This is a genomic window from Streptomyces sp. NPDC002386 (genome assembly GCF_053593175.1).
Window position 1 is genome coordinate 40,068 of record NZ_JBSFBX010000012.1, and the last position, 22,543, is coordinate 62,610.

At 76.2% G+C, this 22,543-nt stretch carries 14 protein-coding genes and 1 pseudogene; 12 read left to right on the forward strand and 3 right to left on the reverse strand.

Annotated elements, in window-relative coordinates; translation table 11 throughout:
• Positions 1-70 precede the first annotated feature (70 nt).
• From ACWCPN_RS23630 to ACWCPN_RS23640, 3 genes are all read left to right on the forward strand, one after another.
• On the forward strand, positions 71-748 hold the full coding sequence (locus ACWCPN_RS23630; RefSeq protein WP_351660408.1) for a uracil-DNA glycosylase: 678 nt from the start codon (positions 71-73) through the stop codon (positions 746-748).
• Positions 745-1,710: an N-acetylglucosamine kinase gene (locus ACWCPN_RS23635; RefSeq protein ID WP_451209452.1), complete on the forward strand. Its 966-nt coding sequence runs from the start codon at positions 745-747 to the stop codon at positions 1,708-1,710. Before ACWCPN_RS23630 ends, ACWCPN_RS23635 begins: the two co-directional genes overlap by 4 nt.
• A gap of 150 nt (positions 1,711-1,860) precedes the next feature.
• Positions 1,861-2,784, forward strand: a complete 924-nt coding sequence (locus ACWCPN_RS23640) for a sirohydrochlorin chelatase (protein WP_451209455.1) — start codon at positions 1,861-1,863, stop codon at positions 2,782-2,784.
• A 76-nt stretch (positions 2,785-2,860) separates the two neighbouring features.
• Here ACWCPN_RS23640 and ACWCPN_RS23645 read toward each other — a convergent pair whose 3' ends face one another.
• Both ACWCPN_RS23645 and ACWCPN_RS23650 read right to left on the reverse strand, forming a co-directional pair.
• Positions 2,861-3,889, reverse strand: a complete 1,029-nt coding sequence (locus ACWCPN_RS23645) for a lactonase family protein (RefSeq protein ID WP_451209458.1) — start codon at positions 3,887-3,889, stop codon at positions 2,861-2,863.
• A gap of 85 nt (positions 3,890-3,974) precedes the next feature.
• Positions 3,975-5,465, reverse strand: coding sequence for an FUSC family protein (locus tag ACWCPN_RS23650; RefSeq protein ID WP_451209461.1), 1,491 nt, complete (start codon positions 5,463-5,465; stop codon positions 3,975-3,977).
• Positions 5,466-5,733: 268 nt separating this feature from the next.
• On the opposite strand from ACWCPN_RS23650, the gene ACWCPN_RS23655 reads away from it, so the two are divergent.
• The 3 genes and pseudogenes from ACWCPN_RS23655 (at position 5,734) to ACWCPN_RS23665 (ending at position 8,507) form a co-directional block, all read left to right on the forward strand.
• A complete protein-coding gene (locus tag ACWCPN_RS23655; protein WP_451209464.1) occupies positions 5,734-6,210 on the forward strand; it encodes an Lrp/AsnC family transcriptional regulator in 477 nt (158 codons plus the stop codon).
• Positions 6,211-6,230: 20 nt separating this feature from the next.
• Positions 6,231-6,927, forward strand: a pseudogene (locus ACWCPN_RS23660) (HAD family hydrolase).
• 77 nt (positions 6,928-7,004) lie between these two features.
• Complete coding sequence (locus ACWCPN_RS23665; RefSeq protein WP_451209467.1) at positions 7,005-8,507, forward strand: MFS transporter; 1,503 nt, start codon at positions 7,005-7,007, stop codon at positions 8,505-8,507.
• Positions 8,508-8,739: 232 nt separating this feature from the next.
• Here ACWCPN_RS23665 and ACWCPN_RS23670 read toward each other — a convergent pair whose 3' ends face one another.
• Complete coding sequence (locus tag ACWCPN_RS23670) at positions 8,740-9,540, reverse strand: LysR family substrate-binding domain-containing protein (protein ID WP_451209470.1); 801 nt, start codon at positions 9,538-9,540, stop codon at positions 8,740-8,742.
• 58 nt (positions 9,541-9,598) lie between these two features.
• Between ACWCPN_RS23670 and ACWCPN_RS23675 the strand changes: the two genes are divergently transcribed.
• The 6 genes from ACWCPN_RS23675 (at position 9,599) to ACWCPN_RS23700 (ending at position 22,442) form a co-directional block, all read left to right on the forward strand.
• Entirely contained in the window at positions 9,599-9,991 is a 393-nt protein-coding gene (locus ACWCPN_RS23675; RefSeq protein WP_199209565.1) for a DUF5997 family protein, read from the forward strand.
• A gap of 90 nt (positions 9,992-10,081) precedes the next feature.
• Complete coding sequence (locus tag ACWCPN_RS23680) at positions 10,082-10,936, forward strand: DUF4132 domain-containing protein (RefSeq protein WP_451209473.1); 855 nt, start codon at positions 10,082-10,084, stop codon at positions 10,934-10,936.
• The gene (locus ACWCPN_RS23685; protein ID WP_451209476.1) at positions 10,933-15,933 is read left to right on the forward strand and encodes a hypothetical protein; all 5,001 of its coding nucleotides are present in this window, start codon (positions 10,933-10,935) and stop codon (positions 15,931-15,933) included. Before ACWCPN_RS23680 ends, ACWCPN_RS23685 begins: the two co-directional genes overlap by 4 nt.
• Before the next feature lie 58 nt (positions 15,934-15,991).
• The gene (locus ACWCPN_RS23690) at positions 15,992-17,161 is read left to right on the forward strand and encodes an ATP-binding protein (protein ID WP_451209479.1); all 1,170 of its coding nucleotides are present in this window, start codon (positions 15,992-15,994) and stop codon (positions 17,159-17,161) included.
• Positions 17,162-17,166: 5 nt separating this feature from the next.
• Positions 17,167-20,706, forward strand: a complete 3,540-nt coding sequence (locus ACWCPN_RS23695; protein ID WP_451209482.1) for a DUF5682 family protein — start codon at positions 17,167-17,169, stop codon at positions 20,704-20,706.
• Positions 20,703-22,442, forward strand: coding sequence for a hypothetical protein (locus tag ACWCPN_RS23700; protein ID WP_451209485.1), 1,740 nt, complete (start codon positions 20,703-20,705; stop codon positions 22,440-22,442). The genes ACWCPN_RS23695 and ACWCPN_RS23700 overlap by 4 nt, the downstream gene beginning before the upstream one ends.
• Positions 22,443-22,543: the final 101 nt, after the last annotated feature.

Consider the following 22,543-nt stretch of genomic DNA (forward strand, 5'->3'; position numbering starts at 1 on the left):
GGCGGCCGTGCCCTGCCGGACCCGGTCGCGGCTTGATCGCCGACCGGGGCCCGGCAGTAGGGTGACGCCCGTGGCACCACGACCCTTGCATGAAATCGTCGAACCGGGCTGGGCCAAGGCCCTGGAACCCGTCGCCGGACGCGTCGCCGCGATGGGCGACTTCCTGCGCGCGGAGATCGCCGCGGGACGCACCTACCTCCCCGCCGGACCGAACGTCCTGCGCGCCTTTCAGCAACCCTTCGACGACGTACGGGTCCTGATCGTCGGTCAGGACCCCTACCCGACCCCGGGACACGCGGTCGGGCTCTCGTTCTCGGTCGCGCCGGAGGTGCGACCGCTGCCGCCGAGCCTGATCAACATCTTCCGCGAGCTGAACAGCGACCTGGGGCTGCCCCAGCCCTCCACCGGCGATCTCACGCCCTGGACGCAGCAGGGCGTGCTGCTGCTCAACAGGGCGCTCACCACGGCACCGCGCAGCCCGGCCGCCCATCGCGGCAAGGGCTGGGAGGAGGTCACCGAGCAGGCGATCCGGGCCCTGGCCGGGCGGGGCAAGCCGCTGGTGTCGATCCTGTGGGGGCGCGACGCCCGCAACCTGCGTCCGCTGCTGGGGCGGCTGCCGGCCGTGGAGTCGGCGCACCCGTCGCCCATGTCGGCCGACCGCGGCTTCTTCGGTTCGCGTCCGTTCAGCCGGGCCAACGACCTGCTGATCGAGCAGGGCGGACAGCCGGTGGACTGGCGTCTGCCGTGACCGCCGCCGGCTACCTGGCCGTGGACTCCGGGGGTTCCGGCCTCCGGGTCGCCGTCGGCGTGCCCGGGCGGCCACCGTCGGCCCGGGGGGAGTCGCGGGAGCCGGTGCGTACCGGTGCGCGGGGCATCGACCCCGCGCACCTCATGGCGCAACTCCTCCCGCTGGCCCGGGAGCTGACCGTGCGGGCCGGGGTCGGCGAGCTGGGCACGGCCGTCGTCGGCGCCGCCGGGTTCGCCACCCTGGGTGACGCCCTGCGCGCCGAACTGCCGGGCCTGCTGGCCCGCGAACTGGGTGTGCGGTCCGTCGCGCTCGCCGCCGACGCCGTGACGGCCTACGTGGGCGCCCTGGGACCGCGGCCGGGTGCGGTGGTCGCCGGGGGCACCGGTCTGATCGCGATCGGCACGGATCTGCGCCGCTGGTACCGGGCGGACGGCTGGGGTCATCTGCTCGGCGACTGCGGCGGCGGGGCCTGGATCGGGCGGGCCGGTCTCGAGGCGGCGCTGCGCGCCCATGACGGCCGTGACGGCGGCTCCGCACCGCTGCGGGCCGGCGCCGAGGAGCAGTTCGGCCCGCTGGCCGGCCTGCCCGGCCTGCTCTACCCGCGCTCAGACCGCCCCGCGCTGCTCGCGTCGTTCGCGCCGCGGGTGGCCGCCTGCGCCCCGCACGACCCGGTGGCCGCCGGCATCCTGCGCGCGGCGGCCCGCGCCATGGCCGAGTCCGCCGCGGCCGTCTGTCCGGACTCCGGAGCGGGCGAAGTGGCACTGACCGGAGGTCTCTTCAACATGGGCGACCCGCTGCTCGTTCCGGTGCGTGAGGAGTTGGCGCATCGACTGCCTCGGGCCCGGCTGGTCCCGGCCGAGGGCGACCCGCTGCACGGCTGTGTGCGGATCGCGGGTGAGCTGGCGGCCGAACAGCTCACACTTCCGGGTGAATCGACCATGCTTCATATCGTCCGCACATAGGGGGATCGCCCACTTTCCGCTCCATCTGTCCGGCGCGTGCCCGAAACACATGCCAAACGGGCGTAACTCATCAGACAAAAGCGGACGGATACCGCTCACCTGCACCCTCCCCGAACAGGGGAACCCAAAGAGCCAGTAACATGCGGCGCCATGAGCTCCCCCACTGGGCCCGCGTCCGGCCTGCCAGTACGAATGCCGCGACCCCGCCAGCCCGGAAGGCACCGCCGACCGGAACCGCTGGTGGCTCCCGAGGGCGCGCCCGCGCTCGTCCTCGCGGTGCCCGGCGCGCCCGGCGCCGCCTCGCGCAGCCTCGCCGAGGAGGTCGTGAGCATCGCTCGCTCCGAGCTGCCCGGCCTGGACGCACGCATCGGTTACCTGGACGGGGACGACGCCGAGTTCCCGAGTCTGCGCTCGGTGCTGTCCGCTGCCGCCGAGCAGCGGACCGCACGCTTCGAGCAGGCCCGCGCCGCGGGCGTCGAGGTCAAGGAGCCCGACGGCCCGGTCGCGGTCGTCGTCCCGCTGCTGGCCGGCCCGGACAGCGCGCTGCTGCGCCAGGTCCGCCAGGCCGTGATGGACAGCCGGGTCGCCGCCGAGCTGACCGACGTCCTCGGCCCGCACCCGCTGCTGGCCGAGGCGCTGCACGTGCGCCTGTCCGAGGCGGGCCTGGCCCGCGCCGACCGCGCCCGGCTGTTCACCGTGGCCACGGCTGCGGACGGCATCATCCTGGCCTCGGTGGGCGGTGACGAGGCCGTGCAGGCGGCCGGCATCACCGGCATGCTGCTCGCCGCACGTCTGGCCGTCCCCGTCATGGCGGCGGCGCTCGACGAGGAGGGTGCCATCACCTCGGTCGCCGAGCAGCTGCGTTCCTCCGGCTCGCAGCAGCTCGCCCTCGCGCCGTACCTGATCGGCCCCGAGATCGACTCGGCGCTGCTGGCCGCGGCCGCCGAGGAGGCCGGCTGCGCCACCGCCGAGGCGCTGGGCGCCTACCCGGCGATCGGCAAGCTGGCCCTCGCCAAGTACACGACCGCGCTCGGCATCGCCTCGCCGCAGCAGCAGGGCACGCCGGTCCGCTGACGCGACGGCACCCCCGTTCGACACGAAGGGCCCGCTCCGGTGACCGGAGCGGGCCCTTCGACGTGCCGGCGCCCGTTCAGCCGAAGACGACGCAGGCGGCCGCCGTGACCTCGACGGAGCCGTCGTAGCGGGGCAGTCCCGGACGTTCCCGCACGTCGAACCAGGTCACGTCGCCGGAGCGCTCGTTGGCGGAGTACAGGAAGCCGTCGTGCTCGGCCAGCGCGCGGGGCCAGTGCCCGCCGCACGGCACCGTGCCGGTCAGCCGGAGGCCGTCGCCCTGGACGGCGAGCACGGACAGGACGTCCTCACCGCGGGTCGCGGTCCACACGAAGCGGCCGTCCGGCGAGACCACGACGCCCGAGGGGTAGGCGTCGCCGGCCGGGGCGCCCGGCAGGACCGGGACCTCGGCCAGCGGCTTCAGCGAGCCGCCGTCCGCGTCCCAGAGGCACACGGTGACCGTCGGGGTGAGCTCGTTGACCACGTAGGCGTGCTCGCCGTCCGGGTGGAAGGCCAGGTGGCGGGGGCCCGATCCGGGGCGCAGCGCGATCTCGCGGTGGAGGGCGGGCACGCCCTCGTCGAGGGTGCAGACGCGAACCGAGTCCGTGCCGAGGTCGACGCTGACGATCCACCGGCCGCTGGGGTCGGGCCCCACCTGGTGGGGGTGCGGGCCGCGCTGGCGGCGGTCGTGCGGGCCGGAGCCGGTGTGCCGCAGCCGGCCCGAGGGCGCGGCGGCCAGGGTGCCGTCCGGGCGCACCGGTACGGCGGTGACGCCGCCGGATCCGTAGTCGGCGGTCAGCACGTGACCGGCGTGCAGGGCGAGGTGGGTGGGCCCGCCGCCGACCGGGACGGGCGGCCCGGCCGGTTCCGGCTTGTCCCCACCGACGCGGTACGCGGCGACGGCGCCCTCCGCGGTCTCGCTGACCGCGTAGAGCATGTCACCGGCAGGGGAAAGGGCCAGGTAGGCGGGGTCGGGGACGGTGCCGAGGCGGCCGGTTAGGGTCAGCGCGCCGGTGCCGGGGTGGACTTCCGCGGTGACCAGTCCCGGACCGCCCGCGGCCGTGTACGACCCGATGAACGCCCTCTGCCGCCTGCCGACTGCTGCCACCGCTGTCCCCTCTCGGTCCGCGCCAGTGGTGCCGACGGTAGCAGCCGGTCACCGCCGGTCTAGACCAACCGGGGGACGTTTCCTCTCAGGCGCCGACTAGCCGGGAGCCGGAGGGTGCCCGCAGCGGCTCGGCCAGCTCGGCGAGCGCCCGCTCCAGGCCGTGCAGATGGGCCAGGGCGGGCTCGGCGGGAGCATCGGCGGGCCGGTGTACCTGTTCGAGGCCGCCGTCCGTGAGCGCCTCGACCGCGGCCTCCACGCGCCAGCAGGCGGCGGCCAGGCGGGCGTCGTGCGAGGCCTCGGGGTCCGCGGCGACCGCGACCAGACCGCGGATCTCGCGGGCGCAGTCGTCGAGCAGGGCGAGCACCCGGCGCGCGCGCCGCTTGCGGCCGAGCATCGGGTTGAGCGGGTGGACGAGCGGCGCCACCGAGAGCCGTACCCGGCCGAGGAGCTGCTCCAGCTCGGCCACGCGGGGCGCCGGGTCGGCGGTCTCCGATCCGGCGAGCCGCGCGGCGACCTCCGCGGTGCAGGCGTGCACGCAGCGCAGGGCGCGCTGGATCCAGGCGTCGGTGGTGGCGTGTGTGGTGACGGGCAGCACGAAGAGCACGGCGAGCGCGGCACCGAGGGCGCCGACACCGGTCTCGGCCAGGCGCAGGGCGAGCAGGCCGGGGCTGAGGACGCCGAGGAGGCCGTAGAGCGAGGCGGCGAGGACCGTCACCCAAAGCATCATCCAGGTGTAGGAAACGGCGGCCGTGTAGAAGATGCCGAAGACGGCGACGGCCACGAGGACGGCGGTGGGCACGGCCGCCCCGTGCACCGGCACGGCGGCGAGGAAGCCGAGGCCGATGCCGATGACGGTGCCGAGGACCCGCCGGAAGCCGCGGACCAGCGTCTCGCCGCGTGAGGCGGTGTTCACGAAGACCCACCAGGTGGCGCCCACCGCCCAGTACCAGCGCTGCCCGGACAGGAGCTGCCCGGCGACGAGCGCGAAGCCGGCGCCCGCGGTCGCCTGCACGGCCTGCCGGGTGGTCACCCGGGCCAGGCCGCTGCCGGCGGGGGGTGCGGGCACCGCGGCCGGGGGCAGCCGGCGCTCGTAGCACCACAGGCCGAAGCGGACGGCGGCCGCGCTCAGCACGGACAGCAGGACGGCGGCGTACAGCGCGGGCAGCTCTCCGGGCGTGGTGTGCAGGAACTGGGCCATGAAGAAGGTCATGAAGGCGAAGACACCGAGGCTGTGGCCGCGCGGGCCCCAGCGGCGGGCGTACACGCCGGCGCCGACCACGGCGAGGAACACCAGGTCCCGCGCCACGGGGAAGTCGTGCAGCTCGGCCGCGGCGGCGAGCACGGGCAGGCCGACGGCGGGCAGCAGCGCGGTGGTGACCGCCTGTCCGCGCACGGTGGCGTCGGTGACGGTGAACAGGGCGAGCAGCGCGGCGAGGCCGCCGGTGACCGCTCCGGCCAGGGGCTGCCCCGCCGACCCGCACACGGCGACCGCCAGCCCGATGCCGAGCACGGCCCGCGCGGCGAAGCGCAGCCGCGTCCGCCCCGGGTCCGCGGCCACGAACACCCTCTTCAGCACTGAGCCCCTCCCGTTGGCACCCCGGTACACCCGGAACGCCCGGTACGCCGGTTCGCGCACCGGCACAGAAAAGGCGCCGCGGGGATCCGCAGCGCCATCGACCCCTCCATGAGAGCATCACAGAGGTCACTGGCTCAAGTGTTGACCGCATCACTGATCCAATGGCCCAGCAGGATCTGCGGTCGGAAGTTCGCCGTAATGCCAACGGACCAGGTCGGGCGGCATACGCGACGGTCCCACCGGTGAGCCATTGGTACAGTCGTGCCTCATGAGCGTGGACGCACTCGACACCCGCATCCTGCGGCTGCTGCTGGAGCAGCCGCGCACCAGCGTGCGCGAGTACGCCCGTATCCTCGGCGTGGCCCGGGGCACCCTCCAGGCCCGCCTGGACCGCATGGAGCGCGACGGTGTGATCACCGGCACGGGGCCCTCGCTGTCCCCCGCCGCGCTCGGCCACCCGGTGCTGGCCTTCGTGCACATCGAGGTCACCCAGGGCCACCTGGACGACGTCGGCGACGCGCTGGCCGCCGTGCCGGAGATCGTCGAGGCCTTCTCGATCACGGGCGGCGGCGACCTGCTGGCCCGGGTGGTGGGGCGGGACAACGCCCATCTGGAGGACGTGATCCAGAAGCTGATCAGCATGCCGGGCGTGGTGCGCACCCGCACCGAGGTGGCCCTGCGCGAGCGCGTGCCGTACCGGCTGCTCCCCCTGGTGGAGTCGGTCGGGCGGGCGGACCGCGCCTGACGCCGGGCATGCTGGACGGCATGAGCGAGTCCGGCACCCTTGCGGTCGTCTTCGATCTCGACGGAACGCTGGTGGACAGCGAGCCGAACTACTACGAGGCGGGCCGGCTGACCCTGGCCGAGCACGGCGTCCTGGACTTCACCTGGACGGAGCACGAGGGCTATGTCGGCGTCAGCACCCTGGAGACCGTCGTCCTCTGGCGGCGGCGCTACGGCCTGAGCGCCTCGGTGGAGGAGCTGTTCGAGGCGACGAACCGGCGCTATCTGGAACTGGCCCGCTCCGGGTACGCGCGCGTACCCGGAGATGCGGAAGTTCGTGGAGCTGCTGGCCGCCGAGGGCGTGCCGACGGCGGTGGCCTCGGGCTCCTCCCTGGAGGCGATCGGGGCGATCCTCGCGGGCACCGGCCTGGACGCCCATCTGCGCACCGTCGTCTCCGCCGACGAGGTGCCCCTTGGCAAACCCGCCCCCGACGTCTTCCTGGAGGCGGCCCGCCGGCTGGGGGTGGATCCGGCCCGCTGCGTGGTCGTGGAGGACGCGGCGCCGGGCGCGGCGGCCGCGCACGCGGCCGGGATGCGCTGCATCGCGGTGCCGTACGTGGCGGCCCAGGCGGGCGCGCCCGAGTTCGCCACGGCCGCGCTGCTGGTGCGGGGCGGACAGGCCGGGTTCACGGCCCAGTCGGCCTACGCGTGGCTGATGGCCACGGCCGGTTCCCGCTGAACCGGAGGGGACCTTCCCGGGGCCGGCGCCGGTGCTCCCGGAGTGCGCCCGGCCGAACGGCTGCTTAGCGTGACCCCATGAGCACAGTCCCGGCAGGGCCCACCCCCGACGAACGGCGGTGGAAGGCGCTCGCGGTCTGTCTGACGGCGGGGTTCATCTCGCTGCTCGACACCTCGATCGTGAACGTGGCACTGCCCTCGATGGAGCACGGGCTGGGCGCCTCCGAGGCCGCCCAGTCCTGGGTGGTCTCCGGATACGCCCTGACCTTCGGGCTCGCGCTCGTCCCCGCGGGCCGGCTGGGCGACATGCACGGCCGGCGCCAGGCCTTCCTGATCGGGCTGGCCCTGTTCACGCTGGCCTCGGCGGCGTGCGGGCTCGCTCCCGGGCCGTCCTGGCTGGTGGTGTTCCGGCTGATCCAGGGCGCGGCGGCGGGCATGGTCGCGCCGCAGACTTCGGGGCTGATCCAGCAGATGTTCCGGGGCTCGGAGCGGGCGAAGGCCTTCGGCCTGCTCGGCAGCGTCATCGGGGTCTCGACGGCGGTGGGGCCGCTGGCGGGCGGCGTGCTGATCGACGCCGTCGGCACCGCGGACGGCTGGCGCTGGGTGTTCTTCGTCAACCTGCCCATCGGGGTGGCCGCCTTCACCGCCGGACTGCGGCTGCTCCCCCGCTTCCCGGTCACCACCGACAGGCGGGAGACGTTCGACCTGTTCGGGGTGCTGCTCCTCGGCTCCGGCGTGCTCGCGCTGATGCTGCCACTGGTGCAGGAGCAGCAGTGGACGGGGCGGCTGAAGTGGGCGCTGCTGCCGGTGGCGGCGCTGCTGCTGACCGCGTTCTGGGTGTGGGAGAGGCGGCAGGGGCAGCGCGGGCGGGCCCCGCTGGTCGACCTGGAGCTCTTCTCCCTGCGCTCGTTCACCCTCGGCGCCCTGATCAGCCTCACCTACTTCGCGGGCTTCACCACGGTCTTCTTCGTGTACACGCTGTTCCTGCAGAACACGGTCGGCTACAGCGCTCTGGCGGCCGGCCTGACGGTGCTGCCGTTCGCGGCGGCCTCGGCGGTCGGCGCGGCCGCAGGCGGCCGGCTCGTGGTGCGCCACGGCCGCAGGCTGGTCGTCATCGGGCTCGGCGGGGTGGCGCTGGGACTGCTCGGAGTGGTCGCGGCGGTGGAGCTGGTGCCCGGGCCGAACGTGGGCTGGGCGACCGCGCTGCCGCTGCTGGTCGGCGGGATCGGCTCCGGTCTGACGGTCTCCCCCAACACGACCCTCACCCTCACCCGGGTCCCCGTGCACCGGGCCGGAGCGGCCGGCGGGGTCCTCCAGACGGGCCAGCGGGTCGGATCCGCGGCCGGCATCGCCGTGGTGGGCGCGGTGTACTTCGCGCACCAGGCCGGCCCGGGGTACTCCGTCACGGCCATTCAGCTCGGGCTGCTCACCGCGGTCGGGCTCATCATGGTCGCGCTGGTGCTGGCCATCGCGGATCTGCGGGAGCGCCGGACGCACCCCGAACCGGCACGGGCCGGGGAGCGGGTCCGGGGCGGCTCGGCGGAGGGCGGCGCGGAGGAACCGGTGCGACCGGGGTCCTGAGCGTGCCGGGCCTTCTCTCTCGGGGTCCTGAGCGTGCCGGGCCTGCGCGGCCGAGATCCTTGGCTTGCCGGACCCGCGCACCCGAGATCCTGAGCTTGCCGGACACGCCCGCCCGAGATCCTGAGCTTGCCGGACCCGTGCGCACGGAGACCTGAAGTCCGCGCGCCCCTGGACTTCGCCGGTGCGCCCCGGGCCCCGGGCTCCGAGGCCCGGTGCGCGGAACGGCGGCGGGCTACGGCTTGCGGCGCGGCTTGCCCCGCTTGGCCGGCTTGCCCGCCTTCCCACCGCCCCCGGAACCGGAACGGCCCCGCGCGGTACGGTTCCCGGACTTCGCGCCGGCCGACTTCCCAGCGGCCGGCTTCTGGCGGCCGCCGCCCTGCTGCGCCCGCCCGCGCCGCTGCTCCCCCTCGGCCTGCTCCGGCGCACGACCTCGCGAGCTGTTGACGGTGCGGCCGCGGACGATGCCGATGAAGTCCTCCACCAGTTCGGTGGTGGCCTCCTCGGGCCAGGACAGGGCGACGCTCGACTGGGGCGCGTCGGTGACGGGACGGTAGGTGAGGTCCCTGCGGTGGTAGAGCCGGGCCAGGGACTGCGGGACGATCAGCAGACCGACGCCGGCCGCGACCAGCTCGATCGCGTCGGGTGTCGTCGCGGGACGCTCGAAGGCGGGCTCGCCGGGCGGGGCGGCCCAGTCGAAGACGTCGTCCATGGGGTGGAACACGACCTCGTCGGCGAGGTCGGCCAGGGTCACCTCCTCGGCTGCCGTGATCAGGTGGTCCTTGGGGACCACCACCACCGTGGTCTCCGTGTACAGGGGGATCGCGCTGAAGAACGTACGGTCGACCGGCAGCCGTACGAAGGCCGCGTCCGCCTCTCCGGCGCGCAGCAGCCCCGGCGCCTCGGGTGCCGGGACCTGGAGCAGGGTGAGCGGGTTGCGGGGGCGGCGCTCCTGCCAGATCCGCGCCCATTTGGCCGGCGTCACTCCGGGGACGTACGCGAGCCGGAACGACGGTGATTCATCCGAGCCTGTCACCAGGCCAGGCTACCGGCCGTGGTCGGCCGCCCCGTACCCGGCCGATACCCTTGACCTCATGAGTTCGCAGCAGAGCACCCAGACGATGAAGCCCGCGACCGCGGCGAAGAAGCTGGGTGTGTACCTCCCCGCCACCCCCGCAGACTTCCAGGAGGGTGTGGTCACGCGCGCCGAGCTGAACGAGCTGCAGGCCAACCCGCCCGAGTGGCTGCTCGCGCTGCGAGCGGACGGTCCGCACCCGCGCCCGGTGGTCGCCGCGAAGCTCGGCGTGTCCATCTCCGGCCTCGCGCGCGCCGGTGTCACCGAGGCGCTGACCACCGAGCAGATCGAGGCGCTCAAGCAGGAGCGGCCCGAGTGGCTGGAGAAGGAGCGGGCCACCCAGGCCGAGGTCCGCAAGGAGGGCGCGCGGCTGAAGAGCATCAAGAAGGAGAAGGGCGCGCCGGACGCCTGAGACGGCTGAAGCCCCCGCCACCGGGGGCGTTGTCAGTGGCCTCCCCTAGAGTTCCGCAGAGTTGATCACTGCGCGTGCGGGGAGGCATGTATGGGGTGGGTGGCCGCGGGCGATTACGAGATCGCCCTCGACGACGGCAAGGTGGTGTGCCGCAACGCGGCCGGACGCCGGCTGAAGTCCGTGCCCGCGAAGCTCGCCGACGAACCGGCGGTCGTGGGTCTGAGGCAGCTCGCCGAGTGGCTGGAGCGGCACGAGCGGCAGTGCCTGGCCGACGTCGAGCGGTGGATGGTCCGCTCGCTGCCGGTGCCGCTCTCCGTGATCGCCCGGGTGTGGCCGGACCCCGCCTGGCAGGCGGCCCTGCGCGACCTCGTCGTCACCGGCGACGACGGCCGGGTCGCCGGATTCCTGCGCGACGCCGACCCCGGGCGCGGCCTCGGTCTGGTGGACCTCGACGGCGACACGGTGCGCATCACCCCCGAACTCGTCCGCATCCCGCACCCCGTGCTGCTCGAAGACCTGGAGGAACTGCGGGAGTTCGCCGTGGAGCTGGGCGTCGGGCAGCGCGCCCAGCAGCTCTTCCGCGAGGTCTGGCACCGTCCGGCCGGTGCCGACCCCGAGGCCACGCAGGTGGAGGAGTACGCGGGCGGCTCCTACAAGGAACTGCGCTTCCTGCACGGCAGGGCCGGCCAGCTCGGGTACCGCGTGCGCGGCGGCAACGCGGTGTGCTCCGTCTTCGAGGACGGACGCGGCGTCGAGGCCCGCGTATGGGTCGGCGACTACGACGGCTACGAGGAGACCGAGACCGGCGCGCTGGTGTGGGCCGACCCCGCCGGCCGCCTGCTGAGGCTCGGTCAGGTGGGGCCCGTCGCCTGGTCGGAGGGCATGCGCATGGCGGCCGCGCTGTACGCCGGGCGGGACATCGAGGACGAGGAGCGGGCGGCATGACGGCCATCACGGGCTACGACGAGGCCACCGCGGCCGCACTGCTGGACGCGGGCGCCGTACTGCCGCCCGGCAGCACCGCGCGCGAGGACGCCGACGGGCTCACCGTCCGCACCTACACCCACCCCGCCCTGGACGACCGCCCTGTCGTGCGCCTCGTGCCGGGCACGCTGGGCGAGGCCGAGGACCTGGCGCTGGAGTTCCTCGGGCTGGCCCGCGAACCGGAGGTGCCGGAGGCCGGGCAGGTCCGCAAGGAGACGCTGGGCTTCCCCGCCTGGGCCCTGGTGAACGACCCGGCGAACGGGCATCACGCGCTCGCCCTGGTCAAGGACGTCGAGCGGCTGGCCCGCCAGGCCAAGTCCCGCCCCGGCCACGCCAAGGACGGCTTCGAGGCGCTCGGCGAGCGGCTCGGCCGGGCCGTGCCGCACTTCCTGCCCACCTTCTACGAGCAGGCCGCGCGGGTCTTCCTGCAGCACGAGAACACCACGTACGCCGCCGCCTTCTTCGGCAAGGCCCGCCAGGCCGAGCGGGTGCACGCGCTCCCCGTGGACGAGGAGCGGCAGCGGGCGGTGTTCCTGGAGTTCGCCTTCGCCGGGGCGCTGACCGTCAAGGCGCTCAAGGAGCATGTGAAGGACCTGGCCCGGCGGCTCGACCCGGCCGCCGCGTGGACGCAGTTCCGGCAGCTCACGGTGGAGCGCTGCGCGGCCGGGATGCCGCCGTACGCCTCGCTGCCGCAGGACGCGCGCGGGCTGATCAGGGCGGCCGGGCTCGACCGGGACGCCGAGGAAAGCTCCCTCGTGGCCGATCTGCTGGCCTCCCCCGCCGCCGTACGGGCACCCGCGTCCTTCTGGAACTCCTACCGCGGGGTCCTGTCGGCCCTGGCCGAGCGGCGGCCGGCCGTGCGGGCGCGGCTGCTGGAGATCATGCCGGCCGGCCTGGGCCGGGAGACCGAGGACGACGAGTTCTGGCTGGCGCTGCTCGCGGAGTGCGGGGCCGAACGGCTGCTCACCGACGCGCAGGCGGCGAAGGAGCACGCCGTCGACCCCGCCGACTGGCTGAGCCGCTGGGCGTACTTCCGCAAGCACGGCGGGTCCTACTCGCGCCGCTCACCGGCGACGCTGGCGCTCGTCGCGCGCATGGCCGGGCCGCTGCGGGACGCCGGCCGGCCCGTGGACCTGTTCACCGGCCGCTGGCACGCCGGCGCCGACCTCGACCTGCTGGACCTGTGCGCGGCGGAGGGCATCCCGCTCGCCGTGCCCGGACCGGAGGTGAACACGTATCTGCCCCTCCCCGGCTGGCTGAAGGACGACCGGGCCGGTCGCCGTGACCTGGTGGCCGTGGCGGCCGACCCGAGGTTCCGGCGGCTGCTGCACCGGGCCCTCGAAGCGGTCGGCCGGGACAACGGGAGCGCCGATCTGCTGCGGACGGTCGCCGGGCACCCGGTGCTGCGCGAGGTGCTGCGCGAGTGGCTCGGACAGGCCGCCGGGGAGTACACGGGCGTGACGGGGCTGCCCGGCGCCCGTGCCGCGCTCGACCGGCTGCGGCCGTTCCGGCCGGTCGCGGCCGAGGTCGCCCCGGACGCCGTCGCCGTGGTGGCCGGGCAGGCGGTTGCGCCGCTGCTCGGCCGCACCCTGCGCGCCGGAATCCTGGACGAGCTGGGCTGGCCCGCCCTCGAGGAGGCACTGGCCCTGCTCGACGCCGGAGCCGGGGGCAGGAGGCGCGAGGACACCACGCCCACCCTCCACGAGGCCTGGCCCGCGCTGGTCCTGGCGCACCGGCACAAGGCGGTCGTGGTCGGCCCCGCGAAGGTGCTACTCGAACACGACCTGCGCCTGCCCGCGGAACTGGACCGCTGGCAGCGCCCGTGGTGCCGGTACGTGGACGGCGAACTGCTGGTGATGTGGCGGCAGGACGGCAAGCAGCGCGGCTACTGGTCGTCCCGCCCCACCGAGGTGTTCCCCCTCGGCGGCGAGCAACTGCCGTCCTACCGGTGGGGGAACGACGCCGGCGCCCCCTCGGTCCCGTTGCCCGGCGGCGGCCGGGCCACCGGCGGCCGGGCGCTGCACGCCGGGGACACGGTGCTGCCGCCGAGCCGCGCCGTGATCGGTGACGGCAGCGTGCTGTGGCGCCGGGGCAGGCAGGGCCGGGAGACGGTGTGGCTGGAGTACGACCCGGTCACCGGCACCCACGGCCGCGCCTCCCTGCCCGCCCTGCTGCGGTCGGGCATCCGGGACGACGCCGCCCTGCTGACCGACCGGTGCGAGGTGCTGCCGTTGCAACCCGGCCTGGAGCACAGCCCGTTCGGCACCGACGGCACCGTGCTCGGCCGCTGGGTGCGCCTGGAGGGCGAGGGCGATCAAGCCCGCAAGGTCGCCGGGACGCCGGACGGGCGCACGGTGTCCGTGCCGGCCGGCCCCGACGGCCGGTCGGATGTCACGCCGGTCGGCGCGCTGCGGCTGCCCGGCGGTGCCGAGCCGGTCGTCGCGCAGCGGCACGGCCAGGCCCTCCTGTTCGCCGCCGACGACACCTCGCCGGGCGGCGAACTCGGCTGGGTGGCGCCGGGCGACGAACGCGGCAGCGATTTCGCCGCCGGCACGCGGCTGGTGCCGCCGCTCGCCTTCTGGCACGCCCTGCTTCCCCGTGACGAGCGGGGCTCGGCCGTGCTGCGCTCGCTGACCGACGAACAGGCGGCCGAGCTGCTGCGGGTCACCGGCCGGGCACTGGCCGAACGTCAGGAGGCGGTGGCCCGCGCCGGTTCGGACGAGGCCGCGCGGGCCGCCGTACCGGCCGCGGACGAGGTCGCCCGCGAGGCCGTCACCCGGGCGCTGCCCGGCTGCACGGACGGCAGGCTGCTCACCGGTGTCGCCGCCCTGGTCCGGATGGCGCTGCGGCTGACCGAGTCGGCCACCACCTTCGCCACGCCCGCCGTGCAGCGGCCGCGGCAGCCGCGCGAGGGGACCGAGGAGATGTTCGCCGACTACCGCCCCGAACGCGGCGAGGACCGCATGCTGTACGACGCCGTCTCCGGCGTCGTCGGCCTGCGCGGCTGGTGGCACGGGGGCCAGTGGAGCGTGCTGCGCCAGATCCGCTCGGTGAACCACGTGCTCTCCGGCGAACCCGCCGGGGGCAAGCCGCTCACCGACCGGGAGCGGCTCGCCGCCGTCGGCGACGGCTGGGTCAGCGACGAGTACACCGTCCCCGGGATCGGCATGGTGTGGCCGTCCGTGCTGGGGGTTCTGCGGGGGCTCGCCCTGCGGGCCGCCTCGCCGGCCCTGCCCGAGGAGCAACGGGAGTCGCTGCTCCTGCTGTTCGAGGCGATCGGCGAGGGTCCGCTCGCCGGGGCCGGGGGCGCCCTGCGCGAGATCGTGCTGAGCGAGCCGCACGACAAGCGGCAGCGGTCCGGTCAGGTGCTGCGCCGGGACGGCCGTACGGTGGTGGTCCTCGGCTGCCAGAGCGTCGACACGCGGCTGGACCGCGTGCGCTGGCTGGCGCTGGACCACGACCCGTCGGGCGCGTTCGGCGCGGTCGCGCACTTCGTGCTGGAAGCCGACGTCCGGCACGATCCGGGGATGTCCGCCGACGATCTCGCCGCGGTCGTCCGCCTGGTCCGGGACAAGGGCGCCGCCCCCTGGCACGCCGGAGCGCCCGGGGCGCTGGTGGCGGCGACCGGCGGCGGCCTCGGACCGCTGCAGTCCACGGCGCTGCTGGCCGGCCTTCCGCAGGAGCCCGGCGCGGAGCGGCTGGCCGGGCTCGGCCTGAAGCCGCGGCAGAACGAGTTCGCCCAGGCCCGGCTGAACGTCCTCGGCCGCGAGGAGCGCAACGCGCTGCTGGGCGCCCTGCTGCCCGCCGACCCCGCCGCGCTGTGGACCTCGGGGCCGGACACGGACGCCGCGGGCCGGGTCTGGGCCGAGCGGCTCGGCTCCCTCGTGCGCGTGCCCGAGGACCTGGCGGCCGACCTCGCGGGCGTCGGGTACGGCGAGGCGGTGCTGAACCCGTCCCGCACCCCATGGCTGACGCGCACCGCCGTGCTGCGGCCCGGCAAGGACGGCGACCTGGCCTGGTCGGACCCGGCCGCCGTGCCCGACCGGCACGATCTGCCGGCCGCCCTGAACACCCTGGCCGCCCTCGCCTACGTCCTTCCGTACGGGCACCCGCTGCGCGCGGCCCTGCCCGCGGGTCTCGCCGCGCTGCGCCGCCGGCTGGCCGATCCGGAGCTGCTGCTCGCCGTCGACGTCGAGTGGACGGAGAAGGGCGCCTCGACAGCGGCCGAACTGCGCACGATGCACGGCTTGCCGGAGACCGGGGGCGGCGACGCGCACGGTCTCACCCGGGTCGGCGAGGCGATCGTGCTGCGCCCCTGGCACCGCGACACGGAGATGGTCCTGGTCCGCCCCGCCGCGCTCGCCGGCCCCGACGACGCGGTGTTCGGGCTGCTGGAGGGACTGGTGGGCGCTGTGCGCGGCCACCGCCTGGGCGTCCTGCGCACCGTGCTCGGGGACGACCTGGCCCGGGCGGTTGCCGCCGGCGCCGACGGCCCCGCGGGCCACGCCCAGGACCCGTCGGTCTGCGTGCCCGGACTCGTCACCGAGGTCGCCGCGGCGCGCGGGCTGAGCGAGGACGCGGCGGCGCTCTACCTCCAGTTGCTGGCGCTGCCCGACCCGACGGACCGCAACTGCGCGCGCTGGACCGGCTGGAAGCCCGCCCGTACGAAGAAGGCCCGCGCCGAACTGGCCGCGACCGGTCTCGTCGTGGAGGCCAAGCGCTCGCGCGCCGGACGGACGCTGTTCCTGCCCTGCGGCTGGCGTGAGCTGAAGTCGCCCGCGCTGCCGGCGGAGACCTGGAAGGAGGGCCTGTACCCGCTCTCCGACCACCGGCGTGCCGTGCCCCTGCTGCCGGTGCCGGAGCTGTTCGCCCGCGCCTGGGACCGGGTCCGCTCCGGCGAGGCCCCGGCGTACGAGGAGCTCACCACCCGCGCGACGCGCAGGGGGCGGCGCCGATGAGCCGCCGCACGAGGAGCACGACGACCACCACCCGTGACACCCCGAAGGGCACCCTCCGATGAGCACCGTCCTCGCTCCCGACGCGACCCGTCAGATCGTCCCGCCCGAGGACCGGTTCGCCACGGAACTCGCCTTTCTCGCCGCGTACGACGCCGGGCCGCGTCCGCCCGCGTGGCGGCTCACGCCCCGGTCCGTCGTCACCTTCGTGATGGGCAGCGAGGGTCAGGCGCTGCGGCTGCCCGAGGACGCCGAGGTCCCCGACGGGGTGCCGCGGCGTCTGGTGGTGGAAAGCAAGTTCGTGGGCGACCGCGCGCTGGTGGAGCGGTGTGTCGTCACGCTCGCCGGGGAGCGGGGCCTGCTGCTCGTCGGCGAGCCCGGCACCGCCAAGTCGATGCTGTCCGAGCTGCTGTCGGCGGCCGTGTGCGGGACGAGCGGTCTGGTGGTGCAGGGCACCGCGGGCACGACCGAGGACCAGCTCAAGTACGGCTGGAACTACGCCCTGTTGCTCGCGCAGGGCCCCAGCCGGCAGGCGCTGGTGCCGTCCCCGGTGCTCACCGCGATGACCCGGGGCGCCATCGCCCGGGTCGAGGAGGTCACCCGCTGCCTGCCCGAGGTGCAGGACTCGCTGGTGTCGCTGCTGTCCGAGCGGCTCATCGCGGTGCCCGAACTGGCGGGCGGTGAGGACGGGTCGGCCCACGCCGCGCCCGGGTTCAACCTGATCGCCACCGCCAACCTGCGGGACCGGGGCGTCTCGGAGATGTCCGCGGCGCTCAAGCGCCGCTTCAACTTCGAGACGGTGGGGCCCATCGCCGACCTCGACGTCGAGACCGCTCTGGTGCGCGGCCAGGCACGGGCCTCGCTGGAGCGGGCCGGCGCGCCCTTCCGGGTCGACGACGCCGTGCTGGAGGCGCTGGTCACCGCGTTCCGTGACCTGCGCGAGGGCCGGTCGGCGGAAGGCTGGGAGGTGGAGCGTCCCTCGACGGTGATGAGTACGGCGGAGGCCGTGGCCGTGGCCGGCGCGCTCGGCCTGGCCGCTGCCTACTTCCCCGGCGACCGTGACGTCCTCGGTCTGCTCCCCGGCCATCTCCTGGGCGTCGTGCGCAAGGACGACCCGGCCGACGCGGCGCGGCTGCGCGGCTACTGGGACGGTCCCGTGCGGCGCCGCGCCGAGCAGGGTTCCGCCACCTGGCGCACCCTGTGGGACCTGCGCTCGGTCCTGGAGGGCTGACGGCCGTGCCCCACGCTTCCCCCGAGGCGGCCGCGCGGGCCCTCACCGACGAGGCGGCGCCCTACCTCATCGGCGTACGGCATCACGCGCCCTCGCTGGCGGCGGCCGTGCCCGCCCTGCTGGACGCGGCGAAGCCGGACGTCCTGCTCGTCGAACTCCCCGCCGAGCTGAGCGAATGGCTGCCGTGGCTCGCCCACGAGGAGACCCGGGCCCCGGTCGCGCTCGCCGCCGCGCCGGTCGACGGGAGCACCGGCCCGGCGTTCTATCCGTTCGCGGACTTCTCACCGGAACTGGTGGCGGTGCGCTGGGCGGCGCGGCACGGCGTGCCGGTGGTCGCCTGCGACCTGCCGCTCGCGGACCGGGCCTGGAGCGGGGACGATCGCCGGCGGCCCCCTGGCGCCGAGGCACGGGCGACGGAGGCGCCCGGCCTCGGCGGGCTCGGCGGTGCCCTGCGCTCCCGTCTCACCGGCCGTCCCGGTGACGACCTGTGGGACCGGCTGGTGGAGACCGCCGCCCCGGGTTCGCCGCCGGAGGCCCTGCGGCGGGCCGCGCTGCTGACCGGGTGGGCGCTGCGCGAGGAGGCGGCGGGTGCGGGCGGGGTGCCCGAGCTGGACCTGCGCCGGGAGCGGTGGATGCGGTCGTGCCTGGCCGCGGCGACGGCGGGCGGTGAGCGGGCCGCCGTGGTCGTCGGCGCCTTCCACGCCCCGGCGCTGCTGGAGCCGGACGACGGCGCCGAGGCGGGCCCCGCCGGCCCCTCGCCGGCCACGCCCTGGACGACGTCCCTCATCCCCTACACCTACGCCCTCCTCGACGAGCGTTCCGGCTACCCCGCCGGCATCCGCGACCCCGAGTGGCAGCAGGGGGTGCTCGAGGCCGCGGGCGACCCGGCGGCGCTGGCGGAGGCGCTGACCGGGGCCGCCGTGCGGGTGTGCGCCGAACTCCGGGCGCTCGGCCACCCCTCCGGGCCCGCGGACGCGCGGGAGGTCGTGCGGTTCGCCGGTGACCTGGCCCGGCTGCGGGGGCTGCCCGCGGCGGGCCGGGGCGAGCTGGTGGAGGCCGTGCAGACGGTGCTCGCCCAGGGTGAGCCCCACGGGCGGGGGCGGGCCGTCGCGCGGGCGATGGAGAGGGTACTGGTGGGTGGCCGGACCGGCCGTCCGGCACCGGGCGCGCCGCGCAGCGGGCTGGCCCCGGCGGTGGAGGCCGAGCTGGCCGCGCTGGGCCTGCCCGGCCCGGCGGACGCCGGCCCCGGCAGCGCGCGCGACCTGCGCCTCGACCCGCTCCGCTCCGGCCTGGACCGCCGCCGCGAACTCCTGCTGCGCCGCCTGACGGTGTGCGCGGTGCCGTACGCGGAGTCCAGGGAAGTCACCGGCGCGGGCGGCGCCGAGGCGCTGACCTCCCGCTGGGAGGTGCGCTGGACCCCCGCCACGGCCGCCATGCTGACCGTGGCCGGGGTCCGCGGGGTCACCCCGGCGCAGGCCGCCGAGGGCCTGCTGCGGGAGCGCCGGCGCACCGAGCGGGACGCCGGCGGGTCCACCGCGGCCCAGGTCCTGCCCGGTCTGGAACAGGCGGCTCACTGCGGCCTGGAGCGGCTCGCGGACGAGCGGCTGGACGACGTCGCCGAGGTGCTGCCCGGCTCCGGGACGCTGCCCGAGCTGCTCGCCGGACTCGCCCTGCTGGACCGTCTGGGCGCCGGTCACATCGCCGGTCTGCCGGCCGGCGCGGACCGCGCGGCACGGGCGGCGGCCGTCGCCGGGCTGCTCACCACCGCCGCGGTGCGTCAGGTGGACGGCCTCACCGGCTCCGAGGACCCCGCGGACGCCCACGCGCTGCTGGAACTCGCCCACCGCGCCGACGTGTCGGGCGGCATGCGGCTCACCGACGCCCTCGCCCGGCTGGCCACCGGTGGTTCCCCGCTGATGCGCGGCGCCGCCGGCGCGGTACGTGTGCTGCTCGGACACGAGGAGCCGCGCGCCTTCGGCGGCCGGGTGGCGTCCTGGGTGGACGGGGCCCACGACGCCGCCTCCCGGTCCGCGCTGACCGCGCGGCTCACCGGGCTGCTGACCGCGGCCGGGCCGCTGCTGGAGTCGGCGGCGCCCGCGCTGGAGCCGCTGCTGGACCGGGTGCGGGAACTGTCCGATCGGGACTTCCTGGACCGGCTGCCCGCCCTGCGCGGCGGCTTCGACACGCTCAGCCCGGCCGCGCGCGAGCGGCTGCTGTCCACCGTCGAGGAGCGTCTGGACGAGCGCCGGGTGGGCGACACCGGAGCCGTCGACCCGGTCGCGCTGGCCGCCTGGACCCGCGCCGATCTGGCGGCCCGCGAAGCCCTCCGCGACTGGGGACTCCTTCCATCGGGCCACCGGCCCGCGGATGCCCCGGCAGCCGGCGCCGGGAGCGGCGCCGCCGGGGACGCCCCCGGCGGCGCGGACGGCGCGGACCACCTGCTGGCGCCCGCCGACCGGTGGCGCCTGGTGCTGGGCCGGCGCGCCGACCGGCTGCCGCCCTCCGCGGGCCGCCTGGCGACCGCGCTGGACGAGCTGTACGGCAGCGGACGTGGCGAGGGCAGCCGGGGCGACCTCACCGGCGCGGGAAGCGGCGGCGGCCGCGAGACGCCGTACCCCTCGGTGCGGGAGTGGTCGGAGGAACTGGCCGCGCTCTTCGGCCCGGGTGTCCGGGAGGAGGTGCTGGCGGCCGCCGCCGGGTCGGGCCGCCCGGACGTGTTCGCGGAGCTCGACCCGGACGCCGTACGGCCGTCGGTCGATCTGCTCCGCTCGGTGCTGCGGCACGCGGGCGGACTGCCGGAGGCCCGGCTGGCCGCGCTGCGCCCGCTGGTGAAGCGGCTGGTCGACGAGCTGACCCGGGAGCTGGCGACCCGGCTGCGCCCGGCCCTGCACGGCACCGCGTTGCCGCGTCCCAGCCGCCGTCCGGGCGGCGGCCTGGACCTGCCCCGTACGCTGCGGGCCAACCTGGCGACCGCACGTCGCATGCCGGACGGCACGGTCCGGGTCGTCCCCGAGCGCCCCGTCTTCCGCACCCGGGCCCGCAAGACGGCGGACTGGCGGCTGATCCTGGTCACCGACGTTTCGGGATCCATGGAGGCTTCCACGGTCTGGGCCGCGCTCACGGCGTCCGTACTGGCCGGGGTGCCCACCCTGTCCACGCACTTCCTGGCCTTCTCCACGGAGGTGATCGACCTGACGGACCACGTGGCGGACCCGCTGTCGCTGCTGCTGGAGGTCAGCGTGGGCGGCGGCACCCACATCGCGGCCGGACTGCGGCACGCGCGGGAACTGGTCACCGTGCCCTCGCGCACGCTCGTCGTGGTCGTCAGCGACTTCGAGGAGGGCTACCCGCTCGGCGGGCTGCTCGCCGAGGTGCGGGCCCTGGTCGGCGCGGGCTGCCAGGTGCTCGGCTGCGCGAGCCTGGACGACGCCGGCCGGCCCCGCTACGCCACTTCCGTCGCCGGGCAGCTGGTCGCCGCGGGGATGCCGGTGGCCGCCCTGAGCCCGCTCGAACTCGCCCGCTGGGTAGGGGAGAAGATCGCATGAGCCCGGATCTGCCTCCGGTCGACCCGTCCGTGACCGCCGCGCTCGTCGCGGCGCTCTCCCCCCGGCTGCGCAAGCGCCTCGACGCGGGCGTCGCGAAGCTGGCGGGCCGCCCGGTCGTCCGTGACGGCGACACCGTGCGGATCGGCGTCGACGACAGCACCGACGTCGAACTGCACGCGCCCGGCGGCAGGGTGACCGACGCGGACGCGATCCGCTGCGGCTGTCTGCTGGCGCCCGGCTGCGTGCACCGCGCCGCGGCCGCGTCGGCGGCACCGGTCGCCGAACCGTCCGCCGCGGCCGGACCGGAGAAGGCCGACGAACCGGCGACGGCGGGTGAGGCCGCGCCGGAGCCGCCCGGCGCGGCGGACACGGAAAGGGCCACGCCCGAGCAGTGTGCCGCCGCCCGTGCCCTGCACACCGCCGCGGCGGCGGTACTGGAGGCCGGTACGCACGGTTCCGGTGCGGTGCTCCAGGCGGAACTGCTGCGCGCGGCGCACACGGCCCGGCTCGCGGGGCTCCCCCGGGCCGCCGCCACGGCCGTGTCCGTCGTGACCGCACTGCGCCGGGCCCGCTCCGCCGACCCGGCGTACCGCCTCGCGGACCTCGTCTCCGCGCTCCGCGACGCGCTGTCCGACGCCCACCGCCTCCCGCACGCGCGGGGCCCGGAGCTGACCGGGCTGCGCGGGACGGCACGGCAGCCGTACCGGCCGGACGGCTCACTGCGGCTGTACGGGGTCTTCACCGAACCGGTGCTCACCGCCACGGGACACGCGGGCGCGGTGACTTGGACCGCGGACGCCGAGGGGCGGCTGTACCAGGTGCCGGACGTGGCGCCGGGCGGCGCCGGGCGCGCGGTGGGCGCGGCCGACCGGACGGTCCGCGTCGGCGACACCGCCCTGACCCATCGTCAACTGTCGCGGGCGGGACTCGCGGTGTCGGGTGCCACGGTGTCCCCGACGGGGCGGCTGGGAGCGGGCGCGGAAGTACGGGCGGTCCGTGCCTCCGGCGCGGGCTGGCGCGCGGACCCGCTGGAGCGGCTCTGGGCGGTCCCGGCGGCCGAGCAGGTGGCCGGCGCCCTGGACGGCGGCCACGGCCTGCTCTTCCTCGACGTGACCCTGGTGGGCACGGTCCGGGAGGCGTCGGGCGACTGTCTGCTCGCCGACTGCGGCGGCGTCTTCCTGCGGCTGGCCGCCGCGCACGACCACCCCGCGCTCCCCCACCGCGACAACCTGCGGCTGCTGGCCGCCGCCCGGGGCAGCCGGCTCCGGATCGCCGCCCGGCTGGACCCGGCCCCGCATCCCAGGGCCCTGCTGCTCGCGACCGAGCACCCCACCCTCCCCGGCACCCGCGTCGACGTGGGTCTGGACCGGCTCCAGCACGCCGACCTGCCGACCGTGCCCGCCTCCCCGGCGCCCCCGGCAGCCGTCCCCGCGCCCGACGAGGCACCGGTGCACCTGTTGCGCCGCCGGGTGCTGCAGGCCGCCTCGGGCGGACGGCTCGTGCTGTCCTTCCCCGGGGACATGGGCGCCGACGTCCGGCGGCTGGGCCGCCACGGGCTGGCGACGGCGGGTGACCTCCTGCGGGAGCTGCACGCGGCCGCGGCGGAGCGTTCACGTGACGTCTTCGGCCGTCTGCTCCCGGCGGACCCGGACCGGTTCGCCCGGGCCTGGCTGGCGGCGGCCCGCTACACCGACGCGGTGGACCGGGCTCTGTGCGCCGCGGCCTGGGGCTCCTGAGGGGCGCGGGGCGCGCGAAGGCTGCGCGGGCCGCCGTTCCCCCGCGCCGGCGGCCCGCCCGGCGGTCGTCCGAGCAGGTCGGACGCGCCGGGTTGAAGTGT